Genomic DNA, 18,681 nt, shown 5'->3' with positions numbered 1-18,681 from the left:
GATGATCGAGACAGGTCTTTCTGAATTCATATCGAAGTACGGACAGACGTATAAAGACAAAAGAATGGGTATGATCATCAACCAGACATCAGTCACTTCAACATTAAGCCTAAGTGTCGATGTATTGCTTGAGAACGGTTTTAATATCGTTGCCTTATTTTCACCTGAACATGGACTGAGAGGACAGGTGAAAGAAGGACAGCATATTGATAATCAAGTTGACGAAAGAACAGGTCTACTCATTTACAGTCTTTATGGAAAAAATAAAGTGCCACCAGAAGAATGGTTGAAGAACATTGATGTATTGTTGTTCGACATACAGGATCTCGGTGTCCGCTTTTATACATATATTTACACACTTGCGAACTGCTTAAAGGTGGCTGGAAAACTCGGGATAGAAATGGTTGTCCTTGATCGACCAAATCCGATTACGGGTACGAAGGTGGAGGGCAATGTCCTTGATTTGCGTTTTTCATCCTTTATCGGAAACTATCAACTCCCAGTGCGGCATGGTATGACCGTCGGTGAGCTAGCATTCTATTTTAATGAAGAATATGACTTCAATGCATTACTATCCGTCATTAAAATGAACAAATGGACGAGAGAGATGTGGTATGATGACACGTTGATTCCATGGGTGCCGCCATCTCCTAATGCACCGTCACTCGAGATGGCAACCGTCTACCCAGGAACTTGTCTTTTTGAAGGCACGAACGTATCGGAAGGAAGAGGAACAGCCAAACCTTTTGAATGGGTTGGAGCGCCGTGGATTAATGCTTATGAATGGAAAAAGCAGCTGGACACGTATGAGCTAAAGGGCGTTCTATTCAGAGAAGTCGTTTTTAACCCGACAACCTCAAAGTTTGAAGGAGAAACCTGTTCAGGTCTACAAGTACACATCACGGATCGAAATCTTTTTCAACCTGTAAAAACGGCATGTGCCATGTTGGAAAGCTTGAAGATGATCCACCCTGATGAATTTCAATGGATCGAACTGAGAGATTCTAGGTTTATGATTGATCTGATTTTCGGGACAGATAAATTTAGAGAAACCCTAGACCAACAAAAGCCAATTTTGGAATGGCTGGATGTCCAAGAAGAGAGATTGGAAGTGTTTAAGGATATACGAAAAAACTACTTAATCTATTAAGGCAGGTGTATACGATGAATCTCGTAAGGTGGGACGAAAGAATAGTTCCAGTTGAGGAAATCTGTCAATTATGGAATCGTACACTCGGTGACGAATTTCCTTTAACGGAGCGATTGTTTACGCAGAACAGTGTGGAATGCCCACATATATTTCCTGAAGGAAGCTGGTATGTAACAGAGGGAAATCAAGTGATCGGATTTGTCGTTACCAAAGTGACACGTGAACGAGTTGACTTATTGCCTGAAGGAGTCGGATGGATTCAAGCGCTGCTCGTTGCTCCAGAACATCGTAATAAAGGGATTGGAAAAGCGTTGTTGGAGAAAGCGGAACTTGCACTTCAGTCGACACCAATAACAAAAATCAGCATAGGAAGGGATGTCCATCATTACTTCCCAGGCATTCCGAACACTCTGACAACTACGATGAAATGGTTTGAACGAAATGGATATGAAGAAGCAGGAACAGATTACGACTTTATCCAAACCTATGAAAACCAACCGAAACAACCCGAGCACATTGATAAAATTTCATTTACCGTACTGAAAAAAGAAGAAGAAAATGAGTTCCTCGCATTTTTAAGCAGGTGTTTTCCAGGACGTTGGCATTACGAAGCTTGGGATTACTTTCGCTCCGGTGGTGAAGGAAAGCATTTCATTATCGCGCGAGAGAATCAGGATATCATCGGATTTGTTCGTATTAACGACTCAGACGCTCCCGTCATCGGACCGAATGTGTATTGGGCTGAGGCATTTACCGAAAAAACAGGTGGTATAGGACCACTAGGTATTGACCGTGCACATCGTAAAAAAGGCTATGGGAGAGCAATCGTCGAGCACGCCATATATACGGCTTATGAACGGAATTGCATGAACATCATCATAGACTGGACCGAGTTGACCACATTTTATGAATCATTCGGATTCAAGAAATGGAAGACGTATGTTGGGTATGAGAAACAACTATAAACAAAAGAGCAAACTCGGATGAGTCTGCTCTTTTGCTTTTAGATTCGCTTACTATCAATCATATCAGCTACTAAAACGTATCGTTCAGGTGATGCCCCTATGAACGTAAACGGATAACACGTCGTAACGGTGAGTGTCGCTCGAGGTTTCGGAACGATAACGGTCCGGTCATCCGCATCAACGATCCTGACTTTACGGATTTTATATGTGAACGTACCAGCGGAGGTGGTGACGATCAGCTCGTCTCCTTCTTTTACCTCACCAAGACGCCGGAAAACCGTATCGCGGTGCCCAGATAACACAGCATTATCTTCTTCACCAGGGAGTACACTACCCGCAAAATGACCGACACCTTTACTTAACTCATCTTCATCTGTCCCATGAATGATCGGGAGCTTTTCATTCAATTTCGGAATGAATAAAGTACCGATGTTTTCACCTTTTTCAGGTCGAGAAGTATATAGAGGTTTAGAGGTGCTCTTTTTCAAATTCTCCGGCACTGTAGCATTCTTTACCACTGGTTTCATTTCTGCCGTGCTATAGGAATGACCTGTCCCGTTAAAAAGTTGATAGAAACTTTTACTTGATACCACAACGCCAAAAATGATCAAGGAGATGCCCAAAATCCATAAAGTGACTCTAGTGTAGGACGTTCGGGTATGTTTCATTATATTTTATGCGACGCTCTTCATTCGTAAACGACGAATTACCATCCAACCAATTAGGATGAATCCGATTCCGTACAAAGAACTTTCCATATAATTACCTGCTGTCTTCGGCATTTTTGCACCTTTTTCCGTTTTCGTAACCGGTTTGTGAATAACCTTATTTGCAGTAGTTTCAGCCATGTTTAAATCTTTAGCCGTCTCTTCGATTAAATCAGAATTGACCATATCCGCAGTAAGTAGCATGTCGAGAATGAATACACCATTGTGATCGTATAACTCAATAAGCAAATCATAACCCGATGCTTCTTTTTCACTCATGGACAGAAGCTGGCTTAATGTAACAGGTTCTGTTTTTCCATTACTCGAAAGGTAAAACTTCGCATCCAACTGGAAGAGGTTAAACATCTCTGTCATGATGTCTGCCATTTCAACGATTTGTTCTTTCGTTAAGTCTTCTGCACTTTCAAAATCTCCTAAAGCGATCATGCGATTCGAGAGTTCGTCCATTTTCTGTTCGAAAATCGGATCTTCCAGATCAAGATTCATCAAATGGTTCATTAGAGCCTCAAGCTCTGCTTCTGTAATTCCTAATTCAGTGAACAAATCCTCAAACCCAGGCAGTTCATCTCCATACATATATTCGATAAGTGCTACTTCTACATCTTCAACAAATTCATAATCGTCAATGGAATCTCCATTTTCTTCAAAAAGCGCCACAAGCTCTTCATACGTCATTTCAAATGTGTCCAAAAGGTCTTGCAACGATTCATCCGTTATTGGTGTTCCTTCGAACAAATAGAACTCAAGATTTTCCTCAAGATATTCATAAATCGAATAGACCTCAAGAACGTCCTGACCGACTTCTAATTCACCTGATTCAACTAGTAGACTGTTCAGGTCTTCACGAGTGATCTCATATGCATCTAAAAGCTCTTGTAAATTCTCTTCAGTTAGCGGTTTACCAATGAAGTCTTGAAGTTCTTGGATCGTTTCAAAGTCTTCTAACGTCATACCTTCATATGATAGTTCTTCTTCCAACTCTTCTTGCGTCCAACCAATCGATGCTAGATATGCATCAAGGTCAGATTGTCCAATGGCTGCAAACGCTGTCATCGGAATAAATAATATACTAATAGAAAATAAGATAGCCAACACATGCTTCATGATGTGTCCCCCTTAAAGTTTATCAAAACAAGATAATTATATAGATATATTAATAAAAAGGATACAGGAATATTTTACTAAAAATATATCGCAGAAATCGCTCAAGAAAGGGGTTCTAGAAGGAAGTGACTATTAGAGAAAGACTAAAACGAACTAGAAAAATATGTTAAAATTTAAAAGGAGAAATCAATAAATTTTTAGGAATCTTATTCCGTTAAAGGGCAGTTTAATGGAGCAAGCAGATTTTGAATTTCTTATAAATAAGTGTCATATTCTGGAGTGAGAGATTGTGCGAATGACCAATTTAAAGAAAATTGATATTAGACAACAGGACATCAATCCTATAATTTTAAAATTTCTTTTATATGTAACCTAACCATAAAAAAATGATCAAGGAAGGTAAAGCGATGTAATATAATTTGTTGTTTTAAGTAACTTCATAAAAGTTAAGCGTTAATCTTCGTAAGAGGTGTTTCAAATGTACAGAGAAAGAAACTTTCTTATATTATGGTTGGGTCAACTTGTTTCAATTTTAGGAGGTAGGTTTAGTGATCTAGTTATTCCGTGGGTTGTTCTACAAGTTACTGATTCACCGATGAAAGCGGCTGTGGTAGCAATTAGTACTCAAATTGCCCCATTATTGTTTTCAATACCAGCAGGTGTATGGATAGAGAACAGACCTAAAAAGAGGATAGCAATTGCAGCAGAACTCATCCGTACAACAACGATGACCTTGCTTGTTGTGGTTATTCTTTTTGACCACTTCAATATCCTAGTCATCTGCTCTATTCTATTTGTAACTAGTATAGCTGGATTATTTTTTAGAATTTCACTAAATTCTTTATTGCCAGGGATAACAGGTAGGAAACGTCTTGTTGAAGCACACAATTATTTAGAAGCTGCTGATGCTGTCAGTACATTAATAGGACCTATACTAGCAGGATTTTTACTATCAGCTATTGGTGTTGCTGCAACGCTAGGAATTGATGCTTTTACATTCCTACTTTCTTTTTTTAGTATATGCTTATTGAAAATAGGTGAAAAATCCTTCTCTAGAAGCAAAGAACATAGAATTGACAAAAAACAATCACTAAGAGAGGGTTTAGATGGAGTAAAGCTTCTATTTTCTTCGAAAATACAACGCTTTATTTCATTCAACCATTCTGTTCTAAATTTTTCTACTCACGCGGTAACACTTCTCGTAGTTATAACAGCGAATCAGGAATTAGGCTTATCAGCTATTCAAACAGGCATTTTACTTTCAGGAGCTGGAATTGGTAACTTAATCGCTATATTTGTGATGGCTCATTTGAAAGATGTTCATTGGAATAAACTATATGGTTCAATTATGCTTTGCTCTGGAATCGGAGTGTTGCTTATAGCTATTTCTTCTAATATTTGGGGAGCATTTGTAGGGATGCTTTTATTTGATGGAGCTCTTTCAATGGCTTTTGTGGTAAACGGTGCAGCAAGACAAACTGTTACAACTGATCATTTCTTAGCTAGGATAAGTAGTGGAGGAATCCTTTTAACTGGTATTGTTGTGATTCTTGCTAATGGATATGCGGGTTTGATATCCGAATGGTTTAATCCATTCCTTGGTTTACTGTTTTGTTCAGGTTTATTGTTGATTAATAGTGGAATTTCATTTGCTCAACTACATTTGAAGAGGTCCATTGCTTCATTAAGTTTCTATGAGTGAAAAAGTTAATTTTGGGGAGGGGTATGAAAGTACAAATGTTTTTGGAGAAGGTGAAGAAACACTTAAAAGAGAAGTATAATTTGTCATACAATTATTTTATATGGTTCTTACAATACAGGGAATTATACACAAGAAAGTGATGTAGATCTTATTTGTTTTTCAGATAAAATAGACCGCAGAAACGATGTGGAGTTGTTTGAAGGAAAGCAATTAGATGTATGGGTTTATAACACTTGCGAAATGAAGAATACAGACCAATTTATACGAGTTAATAAGGGTAAGATACTATTAAATGATAAAAGAGTTGCTGAAAACTTCATTTTAGAGATCGAGAATGTGTTTAATAACGGTCCAAGAAAACTCTCTGAAGATGAAAAGGTATTCTTAAAGGGTTGGCTTAAAAAGATGTATAAAAGGTCTAATAAAGGTGATATTGAAGGTAATTATAGGTTTTTTTGGTTGCTTAAGGACAGCTTAGAAATCTATTTTGAACTCAAAGGATTATGGTATTTAGGTCCCAGAAAAGCATTTAGTTGGCTTAAGGAGAATGATAAGTTAGCATATGACCTCTTCAATAATGCTTTAGTAAAAGATGTAAATCAGAAAGAGATCGAGCAATTACTCAACTATTTGAATAAAATATAATAAATCTTAATTGCATTATAGGGGGCGTTGATCTAAGAAAGATAACGCCCTTAAATATTTTCATTGAAACAGATTTTCGAAAAAGTTGTAAATGATTGGGTGAGAAGATGGAGAAATATACAGGGATATTGCTCTACCCTAGATTTAGTGAGTATGAACTTTCAGTACTTTTATCAGTTTTACACCAAGGTGGGAAACGAACTATTTACATAGGCTTAGATAAACAGGTTGTAAATGGGGAAGCAGGATTACCCTGTCTACCCGAAGCAACAATTAATAATGTTAATATTGAATTAATTGACAGTGTTGTACTTCCTGGAGTCGATGATTTTGAGCATCTAGTTAATCACAGTGAACTTACTTCCTTTTTACAGAAGATTGATGATCAGAATAGAATAATAGGTGCGATTTCTAGTGCCCCATACATTTTATCAATGAGTGGCGTATTAGATGACAAAAAATACACAACAGGTTTAACATCTGGTCAAAGAAAGTTTTTAGGTACTTTCATAGAAGAGAACTATATAAATTCTCCAGTTGTAAAGGATGGACACGTTATAACTGCTCGGGGATCTGCATTTATTGAATTTGCATACAAGTTCGGTGAATCATTGAATCTTAAATTTGAAAAAGATTGGTACAAAAATTAACTCGTGAATCTTCAAGAAAAGGGGCATGTCCGAAGTAAGGATATGTCTTTTTTTATCAAATTAATGATTGTGTTAGATCCATTAATTTGAAATAATTGGTATTAAGCAAGAGGGCAGCATTGTGGAAGAAATAATTTACCTATTTTTTAAAACCAGAAATATATGGAGGTGAAATAATTGGATATAGATGCAATGCTGTTTACGTTTTCAGCTTTATTACCTGTATTAATTATTGTTATTTTTTCATTTAAGAGAAGAAAAAAGATTAATAAGGATAAACAATAATACCCCACATTTATTCAGGTTAAGGGGGGGTAATCCTTTAATTAGGATTAACAATATAGGAAAACTGGTGAAGTCATTATGCAAATTATTAGTGTAAGAGAAAATCCAGAGTATAAAGAAAAAGCAATCAAATATTTTCAAAATAAGTGGGCAAATGAAAATAGTGTAAAAGTATATGAGGACAGTATTTCCAACAGTATAAATACCGATAGTCCTCTTCCTATTTGGTATTTAATGATAGACTCCGGTAAGATTATTGGCTGCGTAGGTCTTATCACCAATGATTTTATTAGTCGTATGGATTTAATGCCTTGGGTATGTGCTCTTTATATTGAAGAAAGTTCACGTGGTAAATCGCTAGGTATAGAGCTGCTATTACGTGCTCAAGCTGATGCCAAAAAAATTGGCTACAATAAGATCTATCTTTGTACTGACCACATTGGATACTATGAGAAATATGGATTTACATATATTGGCGATGGATATCATCCTTGGGGAAGTAAGTCGAGAATATACGAATCGTAAAAGGAAGATTATCATCCGGAATTTTAATTATTCCTTGTTCAAGAAAAGGGGGCGTTGATCTAAGAAGGATTACGCCTCTTCTTATTTAATATCTAACTACTGGGCAGGATTCTGCAATAAGCTCTTTTTTTATAAGGGGAAAAGTAAATGGGGCGAAAAAAGAAATTCAAAGTTTCTCTTGGTGATTTGTTTACAATACCTGTTAGTCAAGAATTAATGTGTGTTGGACAAGTTGCTTTGAAAGGTTGTACTTCTGATGTGTATATTATTTTTGATTACATATATAAACAAGGCGATTCAATTTCAAAATTTTCAAATCATCCAATCTTATTAATGGTTAATACAGTTAATATAAAACTTGAAGATGGTGAATGGGAAATAATAGGGAATGCAGAATTGCCGAAGACGCTAACATTACCTAATTATCTTACAGAAACCATTGGGGGATATGCAGTAATGGATTCTGGAGGGAGAATAATTAGAAAAGCAACAGAAACCGATATAAAGAATCTATCAACATTGAAATCTGTTGCACCAATTATTGTGGAAGACGCTGTGCAAGCTAAGTTTGGGAAAGCAGAATGGTATCCTTACTTAAACAATCTTTTATATAGGCGATAATAACCTGCAAGACAGTATTATTCCATTATAGGGGGCGATTACTAAATTGGTAATCGCTTTTCTTGAGGTAAGAGAACTCAGTTTAAGAAGGAAATCTAACCAGTTTCCAGAATTCTTACAGGAAAAGATTTAATACGGGGGGAAGTCTTGTGGTAACTCTCTATATTACCAGGCATGGGGAAACAGTTTGGAACACTGAAAAAAGAATGCAAGGATGGTTGGATTCTGATCTCACCGAAATTAGAAAAAGAAATGCACTAAGCTTAGGAAAGAGACTTGATGAAGTAGAATTAACAGCGATATATACAAGTCCTAGTAATAGGACAAAGAGGACAACTGAATTGATACAAGGAGTAAGAGATATTCCTGTATATTATGATGAGAGTCTTAAGGAAATTAATATGGGAGAATGGGAAGGTAAAACACTTTCATCAATTAAAGAAATGTATCCCTTAGAGTTAGATGCTTTCTGGAATACACCACATCTATATAGTCCTGTTGGAGGAGAAACCTTTGAACAAACACGAAAGAGAGCAATTAAGTTTCTAGAGTATATTAAAAAGAAGTATAAATCAGGAAATATTTTAGTCGTTACACATTCTGTAGTAATCAAATGTTTGTTTTCCATTTTCAAGAACACATCAATTGAAAATTTGTGGGATCCTCCTAATATACACGATACAAGTTTAACGATTGTAGAACTTAATCAAGACAAATATAGAATTGTATTAGAAGGGGATTTATCTCATAGAGAAACCACTAATGTTAATGTGTAGAATGAAACTTTATTGTTTTCCACATTAGGGGGCGAGAGCTGAGGATCGATAGGTTATCTCTAGCTTTCTATTAATCCTAGAACTGTGCAGGTTAGTTAAATAAGAGTATTTTGGTTAGAGGGTGTTATTTTGAAGGCAGAGAAGTTATGTAATACAATTACTAATCTTGATGTAAAACCTGGAGGAACATTACGCTTCTATGGAAAGTGGTTTGGGAGACCTTATGATAATTACCATAAGGTAATAGAATGTAGTTTCAATGATGGAATATTACAATTCATATTTGATGCCGGTGAACAATTGAAAATATGGAACCCAAACAAAATAGTTTTTAATTACAACAAGTTGGTCATTAAAGAATCTTCGTGTGTGGATTTTATTAGATATCCTTACGGAGAACCACATACAGATGAAAACTTGGTAATAGATAGATATTCAAACAGACAAATATTCAATAATTCAATTAAGAGTGGAAAAGTTTGTTATCAACTTTTAGACGAAAACTATCCAGCGGTTGAATTACTTTCATATTAAGCAAACGGGGGCTAATCTGCAATAAGGATTTCAATGAAGGAGTTTTTTAATGAACAAATCATTTTCACGTGTGTTGATCAAAGATAGTGAGGGGAATATCTTAGTAGTTCAAGACAGGGATAACTTATGGAATTTTCCTAGCGGGAAAAGAGAAGCAGATGAAACACTACTACAATGTGCAAAACGGGAAGTTAAAGAAGAGATTGGTGTCCAAGTAAACAAACTTTATGAAATACACCAAGGAACATACTGGTTTTCTGGAATTAAATGGACCGGCCATTTCTTTATTGCTAATTCTGTGAGTGGGATACCTTCCTTGAATGAGATGGATAAAATAATGGGAATTCGATTCATAAAGGACTATGAGGAAGTTGAATTTCCAGAAGAGTTATTGGAAAGCGTTAAATACATTTTTGAAGAATCTAATTTCAAGTTTGAATCTACACATTGGTTTTAGGCTACAAACAATTTGTTGTAAATTGTAATTACCTCGAATTCGAGTTTTCAAGTAAAGGGGGCAAGTGTTGAAGATCGAAAGGTGATCTCTGGATTTTTTTTAATCGAAAACTAGGCAGCATTTGTGGAAGAAAAGATTGAAATATTTAATTGTTTTATTGCGTATATAGATTGGAGAAGACTATTATGAATTGTAAAGTTAGGATGGGAAGTATTTATTATGAAGATAGGGGCGAAGGTACTCCATTATTAATCCTTCATTCTCTGGGAACAGATCACCGCGCTATGAAGGCTTGGATAGAACCTATTTTCAAAAATATTAATGGGTACCGAAGAATTTACATTGATATTCCTGCACACGGAAATAGTCTTGTTGATGAAAAACTTAGTTCAACAGATGATATTCTTTTGAATATATTAGATTTTATAGATAAAGTATTTCCTAATGAGAACTTTTCTTTAATAGGTTTTTCTTATGGTGGGTATTTAGCTCAAGGGATATTACATTTTAGACAAAAACAAGTAAAGAGTATATGTATGCTAGCTACCGCACTTCATCTAAATGAGAGAACTTTACCTAACAAAGTAATCTTAGAAAAGGATGAAGATATATTTAGTACATTGGAATCGGATATAAAAAGTGCTTTCGAAACTCTGTTTGTTTACCAAACTAAAGAAAACCTCGACTGTTTTTTAAAAGAAATTCAACCTGGACGATTATTAGCTAATAGAGAGTTTTTAACATCAAATTGGAAAGAAAAGGGGTACTTTTTCACTGAAGAACCGTTTCTAGATGTTTCGGAATTTCAGCAACCAGCACTAGTTATTCTTGGTAAACAAGATAATATCTGCGGGTATGAAGATTATGATTTTCTTCTCAACAAGTTTCCTAATTCAACTTTTGTTATCTTAGATAAAGCTGGACATATGCTTACTATTGAAAAACGCAATATTGTACAACAACTAATTAAAGATTGGTTAGTATAATCGATTTATTCTTTTACGCAAATGGGATTAATTCTTTTATTAATAGTGAGCGATAAGATGGAGGCTTTAATAAATGGTAAAACCAAAGGTGATTTCCATCGCAGCAGTTTCAGGTGGAGGAAAAACTACTGTAACAACGAAATTAAGTGAGAAGCTAAAATACTCTAGAGCACTATTCTTTGATTTGTATGATTTTGAAGGTGCGCCAGATGATTTAATTAAATGGGTAGAAGAAGGAACAGATTACGACTAGTGGAATTTAAAACCGCTTATATCAGATTTAGAGTCCTTATTATTCGCTGATGAGTTCGTTCCATTTATATTACTGGATTATCCATTCGCTTATAAAAACAATAGCCTAAAGAACTATATTGATTTATCCATTTACATAGACACACCATTAGACATTGCTATGGCTAGGCGACTTATAAGGGATCGCACTAATAGCTCAACATTGAACATCCAAAATGATTTAAATTTTTATATGAACCATGGTAGAGCTGCTTATTTAAAGATGGAAAATACAATAAAACCAAACTCGGACCTCATAATTGATGGAACATTACCCATTAATGAAATAGTAAATACGATCGAACAAAAAGTTAGAGTTTTATAAAATGGTATTCCATTATAGGGGCGCTTTAATTGTATCAGGAACGATATTTATTGACTTGGCAGTTAATTATAAATTGTATTTGTCTTTTAATAATTTTAAATTAACCATTTACATAATTGATTGAATATTGGATAATGTTAAATAATATTTATATGCGATGAAGAGAAGAGTAGGTAATGGTAATCATTCTCAGAGAGCTCCGGTTGGTGAAAAGGAGTAAGGATTTATTTACTGAAGCAAGCCTCGGAGCATCACATTGGAACTTTTCTAAGGTATAGTGTGACGGGTACTCCCGTTATAGAGGAAGGGTATAAGCAAATGTTATATTACCGTACCTAATAAGGTTAATATGGTGACATATTAATAAAATGGGGTGGCACCGCGATAATAATCTCGTCCCCAAGACAGATGTCTTGGGGACGAGATTATTTATTTGTTTTTTTTAAAAAAGCAATAAAAAGAGATTTTAGGAGTAAGTTTGATGAATTTGCAACACTTGAAAGAACCCTGGAAATATACTTCTATTTTATTACTAGGTAAAGGAGTATCAAATTTAGGTGCATAGGTTTTATTAATTGCACTTAATAGTACTTTTTGTTTAGCTTAGTTTTTGTTATTACTGCTGTTGAATCATTAGAAGGTGCTTTTGCAAAAGAAGTTCTTAGTTTATCAAATAGTGTCAATAATTAAACCGTTAAGGTATTCCGTATGTTTATTTATTCGGAGAATTTAGTAGTAAATCTTATCTAAAGGAGAATGTTTATGGCTCAAATATCAATTCAGGAATTAAATGTGGAAAATATGTATAAATGTCTAAACCTAAAGTTAGCGGAGGATCAAGTTGATCGAATCGCTCCAAATGTATACTCTATTGCAGAGTCCAAGGTAAATTCCAATTTTACACCGTACGCAATACATTTGGATGATGAAGTTATAGGTTTTGTAATGACGGAATTTGATCCAACCGAGATTGAAGAGAGGAAGTATTGGATTCCTAGATTTATGATTGATGTCTCTTATCAAAGAAAGGGATACGGGAAAGGGGCCATGCAACAAGTCATAGATATGTTCAAAAAGAATGATGACTGTCATTATATTGGCCTTTCAACAGAGCCAGATAATTATTCGGCACTTCGATTCTATGAGTCACTTGGCTTCATAAACACAGGCGAGTTGTTAGAGGAAAGAGAAGCTATTTTACTTATAAAAGTTAGACAGTAACCTTCGTAAAATGTTCTATTAGGAAAAAAAGAGTTATTTATTTGAGGTGAAGGGACTAATACCCTTCTTCAACAAGCGGCGATAGTTTATGTCTGAGGCACTTCTTTTATTTATTGGGGCGTTTGCTGAACAAGCAGCCGCCCTTTGTTCAAGAAAAGGGGGCGTATATCTAAAAAGGATTACGCCTCCTTTTGCTTAATATATAAGTAAGTTGTTATTAATTGGAGGGTGAAAATGTTTGTAAAGGTTTATCAATATCATATTCAAAGTGATAAAGTGGACGAGTATTTAAGCATTCAAGAAAAAGCTTCAGAGATTTATAGAGGTATATCGATTTTAATACTATTTATCTAAAAAGGAAGGATGATAGTACAAAATGGATGGAGATTTCAAAATATAAGGATGAGGAAGAATATCAAAAGAGTATTGACTTAATTAACAAAGTGGAAGAGATACAACATCTTTTTGAAGCATTTAAATCATTATTAGTTAGTGAGAAGCAGGAGATAAGTGAAGAAAACTTCATGGAAAAGAAAGTTAAAAATAATTATTAACAATTACCTTTTCTTCAAGTAATGGGAGCATTTCTTTTAAAAAGCTAACAGTAAAACCTATAACATAGAGTTTGATTTGAGGGAGGTTTGGCATGAAAGAGACAAATTACTCTATAATTGCGGATAAGTATGATAAAAATCAATATAGAAATCAAGAAGTAAAGAAGGATTACGACTTAGAAGAATATATAAATCAACATAATAATGGCTCATATAATGTACTCGATCTATCATGTGGAACTGGTTTATACCTTGCAAAACAAGTGCCGCTGTTTTCAAATGTAAATATCGTTTGGAACGGCTTAGATGCTTCAAAGGACATGCTAAAAAAGGCTAGTGAGAAAGTTAATAATGTGAATTTAGTACATGGTTATGCTGAAAATATACCATTTGAAACTAACACTTTGGACTACATATCAAACAACTATGCATTCCATCATTACGAAAACAAAGACAGTGCGTTAGATGAAATAGCTCGTGTTTTGAAGAATGATGGAGTATATAAATTACATAATATTGCTATCCAAAAAATGCCTGAATGGTGGGTTTATAAGTATTTTCCGTCAGCCTATGAAGAAGATTTAAAAAGGTTTTGGGATGATGAATTTATCTACCAGGAACTTTTGAAGAGAGGATTTAAAGTTAGTAAAAGAATTGAATATCGTAAGGAAGAGATATTAGTCGCTGATTACATACAATATGCTCAAAACAGAGATATTTCTGTTCTAACTTTAATCAGTGATACAGACTATGAGTATGGTTTGGAGAAAATGGAAGAGGATTTACGATTAGATCCTCTTAAGGAAATCACTAATGATTTTGCAGAACTTTTTATTATCTCTAAAAAAATATAGGTATCCTTACTTAATTAGTTTAATTCCTGAAAAGGGGGCACTTATGGGATAAAACAGCAAAGGAGGATTAAATATGATTGATTTTGGTTGGCTTAATATTGGCAGCCTCGTGCTTGGATTAATTGCTTGGATAATTCCTATCGTTAATCTAATGCGTGATAATAAACAAAAAAATATGGATTGGGTTGTTATGTCTATTATAAGCTTCAGCGCTTGTGGTATATCGCTATGCTTTCAAATTTTTTATACTTTCCACAAGGTATTAGTTGAGGATTGGGGCGCTCTGATGGACACGATGTATGCTGTAGCGGCTGCTTCAGCAGCTCTTCTCATCGTTACTATTGTATTAAATGCAATAACTATAAATGTATATCGTGGCTTAACTCTAAAGTAGGTTATCAACCTTTTTCTGTGTGTGTACTTAAAGTAAAGGAAATACATTATCCATTTCATTACGAATATAGAGTATTTAAAAGAGGTGCGACTTTTGATATTAGTGAGTTCCTGTTTAGCTGGGTTAGAGGTAAGGTATGACGGTCACCATAGTTTAGATAGAAATGTTAGAAAATTAGTTGACGAGAACAAAGCCGTAACTATCTGTCCTGAATTGCTCTGTGGATTTTCAACCCCAAGAGAACCTGCTGAAATAGTAGGCGGGGACGGAGAAGACGTCTTAAACGGGAAGGCGAGAGTCATTGATAGATCAGGAAGAGATGTAACCCAACTATACATTAAAGGAGCTTATACTACCTTAGATAAAGCAATAGAAATAGGTGCAACAATTGTAGTTCTTAAGGAGAATAGTCCATCTTGTGGAAGTTCTATGATCTATAATGGGGAATTCATCGGTAAAAAGGTTTTGGGTAATGGTGTTACTACAGCGTTATTAAAAAGAAATGGACTAAGAGTCATTTCAGAAAAGCAATTTGCTAACGGCTCATACTAACGTTTAATTAAACGATGATTAATCTAGTATCTATCTTCATGAGAAGGAGGCTTTACTTTAGTAGACTATTAAGGTTGTGATTATTGTATGGGTTTAATAATAGCATTACTTACTATCTTATCTTCAGCTGGATTTTTATATTATTGGGGAAAGTCAGGTTACAAATGGGATGACACCGAAGAGAAGAGTGACCAAGAAAAATAACTTCTATGCTTTATTCCATAATAAGGGGGCAACAATGGATAATATAAAAATTAAAAAACGATTGAAAAAATATTATATTGTCTTCTTACCCTTAGGAATTATAACTGTTGTAATGGTAATTAATAGGTCTAAAGAGTTGCAAGAAATAGCGCTTTTTATTCCTATATTTGCGATCAGTTTATTTTGGGGATGGGTATATTTTGACGAAAAATACCAATGAAAATAAGATGATACTGATTTATTTTTCCTTATATTAAACATACGGGGGCGTTGATCTAATAAAGGATTAACGCTCTTTTTGTTTAATATATCTAACTGATGGGCAGTTATCTGGAGTAAAAACTTATTGATTAGTCTTAGGAGGATGGGAATATTGAACATTGTTATTGGTGGACTCTTAATTCTGTGGGGTTGCCTTGTATTGTATTCTTCAATATTTAGAATGAATAAGGAAGCTTTTGAAAACGATGCACCAATAGGGGCTACAGGATATATAGAGTGGGAATTCCTATTTAAACATTTTAATAAGTTCCCGTACAATTTAATAAAAACCATTGTTATTCTTATTGGCACATCAATTATCGCATTAGGAACTTGGGTAATTTAATACAAAATTAAGTTTACCTAACAAACGGGGGCACTTGATGAATAATTAAGTACATTATGCAAATTGAGGCAGTAAGTTTGAATGAAATAGTTGTATGAAAAAGTATTTAAGGTGCTTCATTAAATGTGGAGGATATTGTTATGAAAAATATTTGGCAAGAAGATAATGATTATTGCAAATTGGAGCCCTTAACAGAAGAGGCAGTTAAGAGAGCGGAAGGTCAATTGAAAATTAAGTTGCCCAATTTATACATAAATATCTTGAAACAACAAAATGGTGGTAGTATTAAATTTAATGCTTTCCCAACAGATGTACCGACAGATTGGGCTGAGGACCATATAAATATTGATCACTTCTTCGGGATAGGTTTAGATAAGGAAAAAGGAATCTTAGATAGTGATTATTTAATTCAAGAATGGGATTTACCCAGGAACCTTGTATTAATATCTGGAGCTGGACATTCCTGGTTTGCACTTGATTATAGGTATAGTAAAACGGATCCATCCGTGATTTTTATTGATGTCGAACTCCACCAAGAATTAAAATTAGCTAGTAATTTTGAAGAGTTTATCCAAGGACTTTTTATTAACATTGAAGAAGAGAAAAGTAACGTACAAAATAGTGTCCTTTCTGAACAAGAAATTAATAATTACTGCGTTCAAATAGATGATGCAATACGAACGAGTACACCGAAAGAAATTGATAGTTTATTTACAAAAATCCTTTCAACGAATAGCGAACTAACACGATATATGGTAGAAAAAATGAGGCATCATAAAAATTCACAAGTTCATTTTAATTTACTCCTTTATCTATCGTGCTGTGCTGAAGGGGAGAATAAGGGCATCTTAAAAGATGATTAATTACCTATTAGATGTCTTACATAACTTTTCTAAAAGTAAAAATAAGAACGTTAAAGACTATGCTTTGTATTCGTTGGAGCAATTGGAGAGCAGACTGAAAAAATAATATTCGGTTATTATACAATCCGAGGCAATTATTGCATATTATTAGTATTTTTCATTCGCTAAGATAAGGCAGTTTAGTTCCATAAAAAAGGGCTAAATCATTACACAAACTTTTTTAACTAACGGAGCAGCCTTGTTGTAAAGCACATCTTGAAGAAGTTTATTGTCATAATGTAGATCATTTTTCTGTTGTTAGAAAGACGAAGGATGATTTGTTTGACCCTATTCACAATGATTACCGATAGCTTAAGGAGAAATGATCTTTTTTATTGAACTAAAGTCGTTAAGTAGAACTAAACTTAAAAATGATAGTACAGTGTTATGGGGTGTTTTTATGGATTATATAGAGCATTTGCGTTCAATGGTAGGTAATGAAAAGGTAATAATGGTAGTTGCTGGTGCGTTAGTATTTGATCAAAAAGGCCGATTATTACTTCAATTAAGATCAGACAATGAAGAATGGGGTATACCCGGTGGATTTATGGATTTAAATGAGTCTGTCCAAGACACTGCAAAAAGAGAGGTGTATGAGGAAACAGGCTTAAAACTGGGTCACATGGATTTGTTTGGAATTTATTCAGGACCAGATAAAGACAAAACATTTCCAAATGGAGATCAAGTTGCTTTAGTACAAGTTTGTTTTAAATGTCATCATTTTGATGGAATATTAGTTGAAGAAAATCATGAGTCACTTCAAAATCAGTTCTTTTCATTAGATGATATACCTGAAAACATTTTCTCTGAACATAGAGTAATAATTGATAATCTATTATCTGAAAGGATAACACCAATTATAGGTTGATTATGTGCGTAATGATCAGTAATACTTTTTAAGTTCAACTCTTTTTCCTGTCTGTTTAGTAGTAAGGGGCTAGGAAGGTAAAGAAATTGATTACTAGATAATGAATTGAGGTAAGGGTATGTTTTTCGTTCAAATGGCAGGTTTTCCAGGTTCAGGAAAATCTACACTTGCTAGGGAATTAGCTAAGAATACTGGAGCAATCATAATTGATCATGACATAGTAAAATCTGCTTTAATGGAGACACCTGAAGCAAATACAATTGATACAATAAATGCCGGAATAATATCATACAATATCGAATGGGCTTTAATTGATTTCCACTTATTTCAGGGTGAAACCAGTGTAATACTAGATAGTCCGTGTTTCTATGTTGAAGGACTAGAAAAGGGATTGAATATATCGAAGAAGCATAATGTGAAATATAAATATATTGAGTGCTTCTTAGATGACATTAATGAAATAAATGATAGGTTAAGCAAACGGAAAAATAAGATAAGTCAAATACAAAAGGTGAAATCAGAAGAAGTTTTCAAATCTGCTATTCAAAATAGTAAACACCCTTCTGACAGCAAGTACCTTGTTATAGATACTAGACAACCATTACAAAGTTACATTCAAGAGGCTATTGATTATATAAATGAATAGAAAGACATAGATTGATTTTTTTAAAAAAGAAAGAGAATAGCCAAGAACCTGAAAAAGCAGCGGATTTCCTATTTAGTAGTCCCTCCTGAAATTGGTTTTGGTCCTATTCAAAAAAATAATACGAAGAAACCACCA

The 18,681-nt window shown here is 34.5% G+C and carries 22 protein-coding genes, 2 pseudogenes and 1 other annotated feature; of the genes and pseudogenes, 22 read left to right on the top strand and 2 right to left on the bottom strand.

What is annotated here, in order from left to right:
- Position 1: 1 nt before the first annotated feature.
- Together L2716_RS08505 and L2716_RS08500 are read left to right on the top strand one after the other, a co-directional pair.
- Positions 2–1,150, top strand: a complete 1,149-nt coding sequence (locus L2716_RS08505) for an exo-beta-N-acetylmuramidase NamZ family protein (RefSeq protein ID WP_236333633.1) — start codon at positions 2–4, stop codon at positions 1,148–1,150.
- Between the two features lie 14 nt (positions 1,151–1,164).
- Positions 1,165–2,115: a GNAT family N-acetyltransferase gene (locus L2716_RS08500; protein WP_236333631.1), complete on the top strand. Its 951-nt coding sequence runs from the start codon at positions 1,165–1,167 to the stop codon at positions 2,113–2,115.
- 38 nt (positions 2,116–2,153) lie between these two features.
- On the opposite strand, the gene L2716_RS08495 is transcribed toward L2716_RS08500, so the two are convergent.
- Complete coding sequence (locus L2716_RS08495) at positions 2,154–2,708, bottom strand: class D sortase (protein ID WP_408005296.1); 555 nt, start codon at positions 2,706–2,708, stop codon at positions 2,154–2,156.
- Positions 2,709–2,789: 81 nt separating this feature from the next.
- Positions 2,790–3,947 (bottom strand): processed acidic surface protein, encoded by a 1,158-nt coding sequence (locus tag L2716_RS08490; protein ID WP_236333627.1) that lies wholly within the window; start codon positions 3,945–3,947, stop codon positions 2,790–2,792.
- A gap of 478 nt (positions 3,948–4,425) precedes the next feature.
- Here L2716_RS08490 and L2716_RS08485 point away from each other — a divergent pair, with 478 nt between their 5' ends.
- The 20 genes and pseudogenes from L2716_RS08485 to L2716_RS08390 all read left to right on the top strand — a co-directional run bounded on the left by L2716_RS08485 (position 4,426) and on the right by L2716_RS08390 (position 18,546).
- Positions 4,426–5,649 carry an MFS transporter gene (locus L2716_RS08485; protein WP_236333625.1) on the top strand — a complete coding sequence of 408 codons (1,224 nt, stop codon included), beginning with the start codon at positions 4,426–4,428 and terminating at the stop codon, positions 5,647–5,649.
- 75 nt (positions 5,650–5,724) lie between these two features.
- Positions 5,725–6,294 carry a nucleotidyltransferase domain-containing protein gene (locus L2716_RS08480; protein ID WP_329610131.1) on the top strand — a complete coding sequence of 190 codons (570 nt, stop codon included), beginning with the start codon at positions 5,725–5,727 and terminating at the stop codon, positions 6,292–6,294.
- A 107-nt stretch (positions 6,295–6,401) separates the two neighbouring features.
- Positions 6,402–6,944 (top strand): DJ-1/PfpI family protein, encoded by a 543-nt coding sequence (locus tag L2716_RS08475; protein WP_236333621.1) that lies wholly within the window; start codon positions 6,402–6,404, stop codon positions 6,942–6,944.
- Between the two features lie 363 nt (positions 6,945–7,307).
- Positions 7,308–7,754 (top strand): GNAT family N-acetyltransferase, encoded by a 447-nt coding sequence (locus L2716_RS08470; RefSeq protein ID WP_236333619.1) that lies wholly within the window; start codon positions 7,308–7,310, stop codon positions 7,752–7,754.
- A gap of 147 nt (positions 7,755–7,901) precedes the next feature.
- The gene (locus L2716_RS08465) at positions 7,902–8,375 is read left to right on the top strand and encodes an Imm26 family immunity protein (RefSeq protein ID WP_236333617.1); all 474 of its coding nucleotides are present in this window, start codon (positions 7,902–7,904) and stop codon (positions 8,373–8,375) included.
- A gap of 149 nt (positions 8,376–8,524) precedes the next feature.
- A complete protein-coding gene (locus L2716_RS08460) occupies positions 8,525–9,151 on the top strand; it encodes a histidine phosphatase family protein (protein ID WP_236333615.1) in 627 nt (208 codons plus the stop codon).
- A 129-nt stretch (positions 9,152–9,280) separates the two neighbouring features.
- The gene (locus L2716_RS08455) at positions 9,281–9,685 is read left to right on the top strand and encodes a hypothetical protein (RefSeq protein WP_236333613.1); all 405 of its coding nucleotides are present in this window, start codon (positions 9,281–9,283) and stop codon (positions 9,683–9,685) included.
- A gap of 49 nt (positions 9,686–9,734) precedes the next feature.
- Positions 9,735–10,142, top strand: a complete 408-nt coding sequence (locus L2716_RS08450; RefSeq protein WP_236333611.1) for an NUDIX hydrolase — start codon at positions 9,735–9,737, stop codon at positions 10,140–10,142.
- 185 nt (positions 10,143–10,327) lie between these two features.
- Positions 10,328–11,128: an alpha/beta fold hydrolase gene (locus L2716_RS08445; RefSeq protein ID WP_236333609.1), complete on the top strand. Its 801-nt coding sequence runs from the start codon at positions 10,328–10,330 to the stop codon at positions 11,126–11,128.
- 73 nt (positions 11,129–11,201) lie between these two features.
- Positions 11,202–11,744, top strand: a pseudogene (locus tag L2716_RS08440) (nucleoside/nucleotide kinase family protein).
- 148 nt (positions 11,745–11,892) lie between these two features.
- Positions 11,893–12,148, top strand: a binding site (T-box leader).
- Positions 12,149–12,506: 358 nt separating this feature from the next.
- Positions 12,507–12,965 (top strand): GNAT family N-acetyltransferase, encoded by a 459-nt coding sequence (locus tag L2716_RS08435; RefSeq protein WP_236333607.1) that lies wholly within the window; start codon positions 12,507–12,509, stop codon positions 12,963–12,965.
- A 380-nt stretch (positions 12,966–13,345) separates the two neighbouring features.
- Positions 13,346–13,519 (top strand): hypothetical protein, encoded by a 174-nt coding sequence (locus tag L2716_RS08430; protein ID WP_236333604.1) that lies wholly within the window; start codon positions 13,346–13,348, stop codon positions 13,517–13,519.
- Between the two features lie 92 nt (positions 13,520–13,611).
- Positions 13,612–14,373, top strand: a complete 762-nt coding sequence (locus L2716_RS08425) for a class I SAM-dependent methyltransferase (protein WP_236333602.1) — start codon at positions 13,612–13,614, stop codon at positions 14,371–14,373.
- 73 nt (positions 14,374–14,446) lie between these two features.
- Entirely contained in the window at positions 14,447–14,767 is a 321-nt protein-coding gene (locus L2716_RS08420; RefSeq protein ID WP_236333600.1) for a hypothetical protein, read from the top strand.
- A gap of 93 nt (positions 14,768–14,860) precedes the next feature.
- Positions 14,861–15,319: a 2-thiouracil desulfurase family protein gene (locus L2716_RS08415; protein ID WP_236333598.1), complete on the top strand. Its 459-nt coding sequence runs from the start codon at positions 14,861–14,863 to the stop codon at positions 15,317–15,319.
- 238 nt (positions 15,320–15,557) lie between these two features.
- Positions 15,558–15,743, top strand: a complete 186-nt coding sequence (locus tag L2716_RS08410; protein ID WP_236333596.1) for a hypothetical protein — start codon at positions 15,558–15,560, stop codon at positions 15,741–15,743.
- Between the two features lie 153 nt (positions 15,744–15,896).
- Positions 15,897–16,130 carry a hypothetical protein gene (locus L2716_RS08405; RefSeq protein WP_236333594.1) on the top strand — a complete coding sequence of 78 codons (234 nt, stop codon included), beginning with the start codon at positions 15,897–15,899 and terminating at the stop codon, positions 16,128–16,130.
- A 140-nt stretch (positions 16,131–16,270) separates the two neighbouring features.
- Positions 16,271–16,711, top strand: a pseudogene (locus L2716_RS18405) (SMI1/KNR4 family protein); the annotation flags it as partial.
- 721 nt (positions 16,712–17,432) lie between these two features.
- A complete protein-coding gene (locus L2716_RS08395; protein WP_236333590.1) occupies positions 17,433–17,900 on the top strand; it encodes an NUDIX hydrolase in 468 nt (155 codons plus the stop codon).
- Positions 17,901–18,018: 118 nt separating this feature from the next.
- Positions 18,019–18,546, top strand: coding sequence for a P-loop nucleotide/nucleoside kinase family protein (locus L2716_RS08390; protein ID WP_236333588.1), 528 nt, complete (start codon positions 18,019–18,021; stop codon positions 18,544–18,546).
- Positions 18,547–18,681: the final 135 nt, after the last annotated feature.

The organism is Pseudalkalibacillus berkeleyi (genome assembly GCF_021608225.1).
GTDB classification, from domain to species: Bacteria; Bacillota; Bacilli; order Bacillales; family Fictibacillaceae; genus Pseudalkalibacillus; species Pseudalkalibacillus berkeleyi.
The sequence above is the reverse complement of the archived record's forward strand: the minus strand, read 5'-3'. Positions and strand labels throughout refer to the sequence as shown.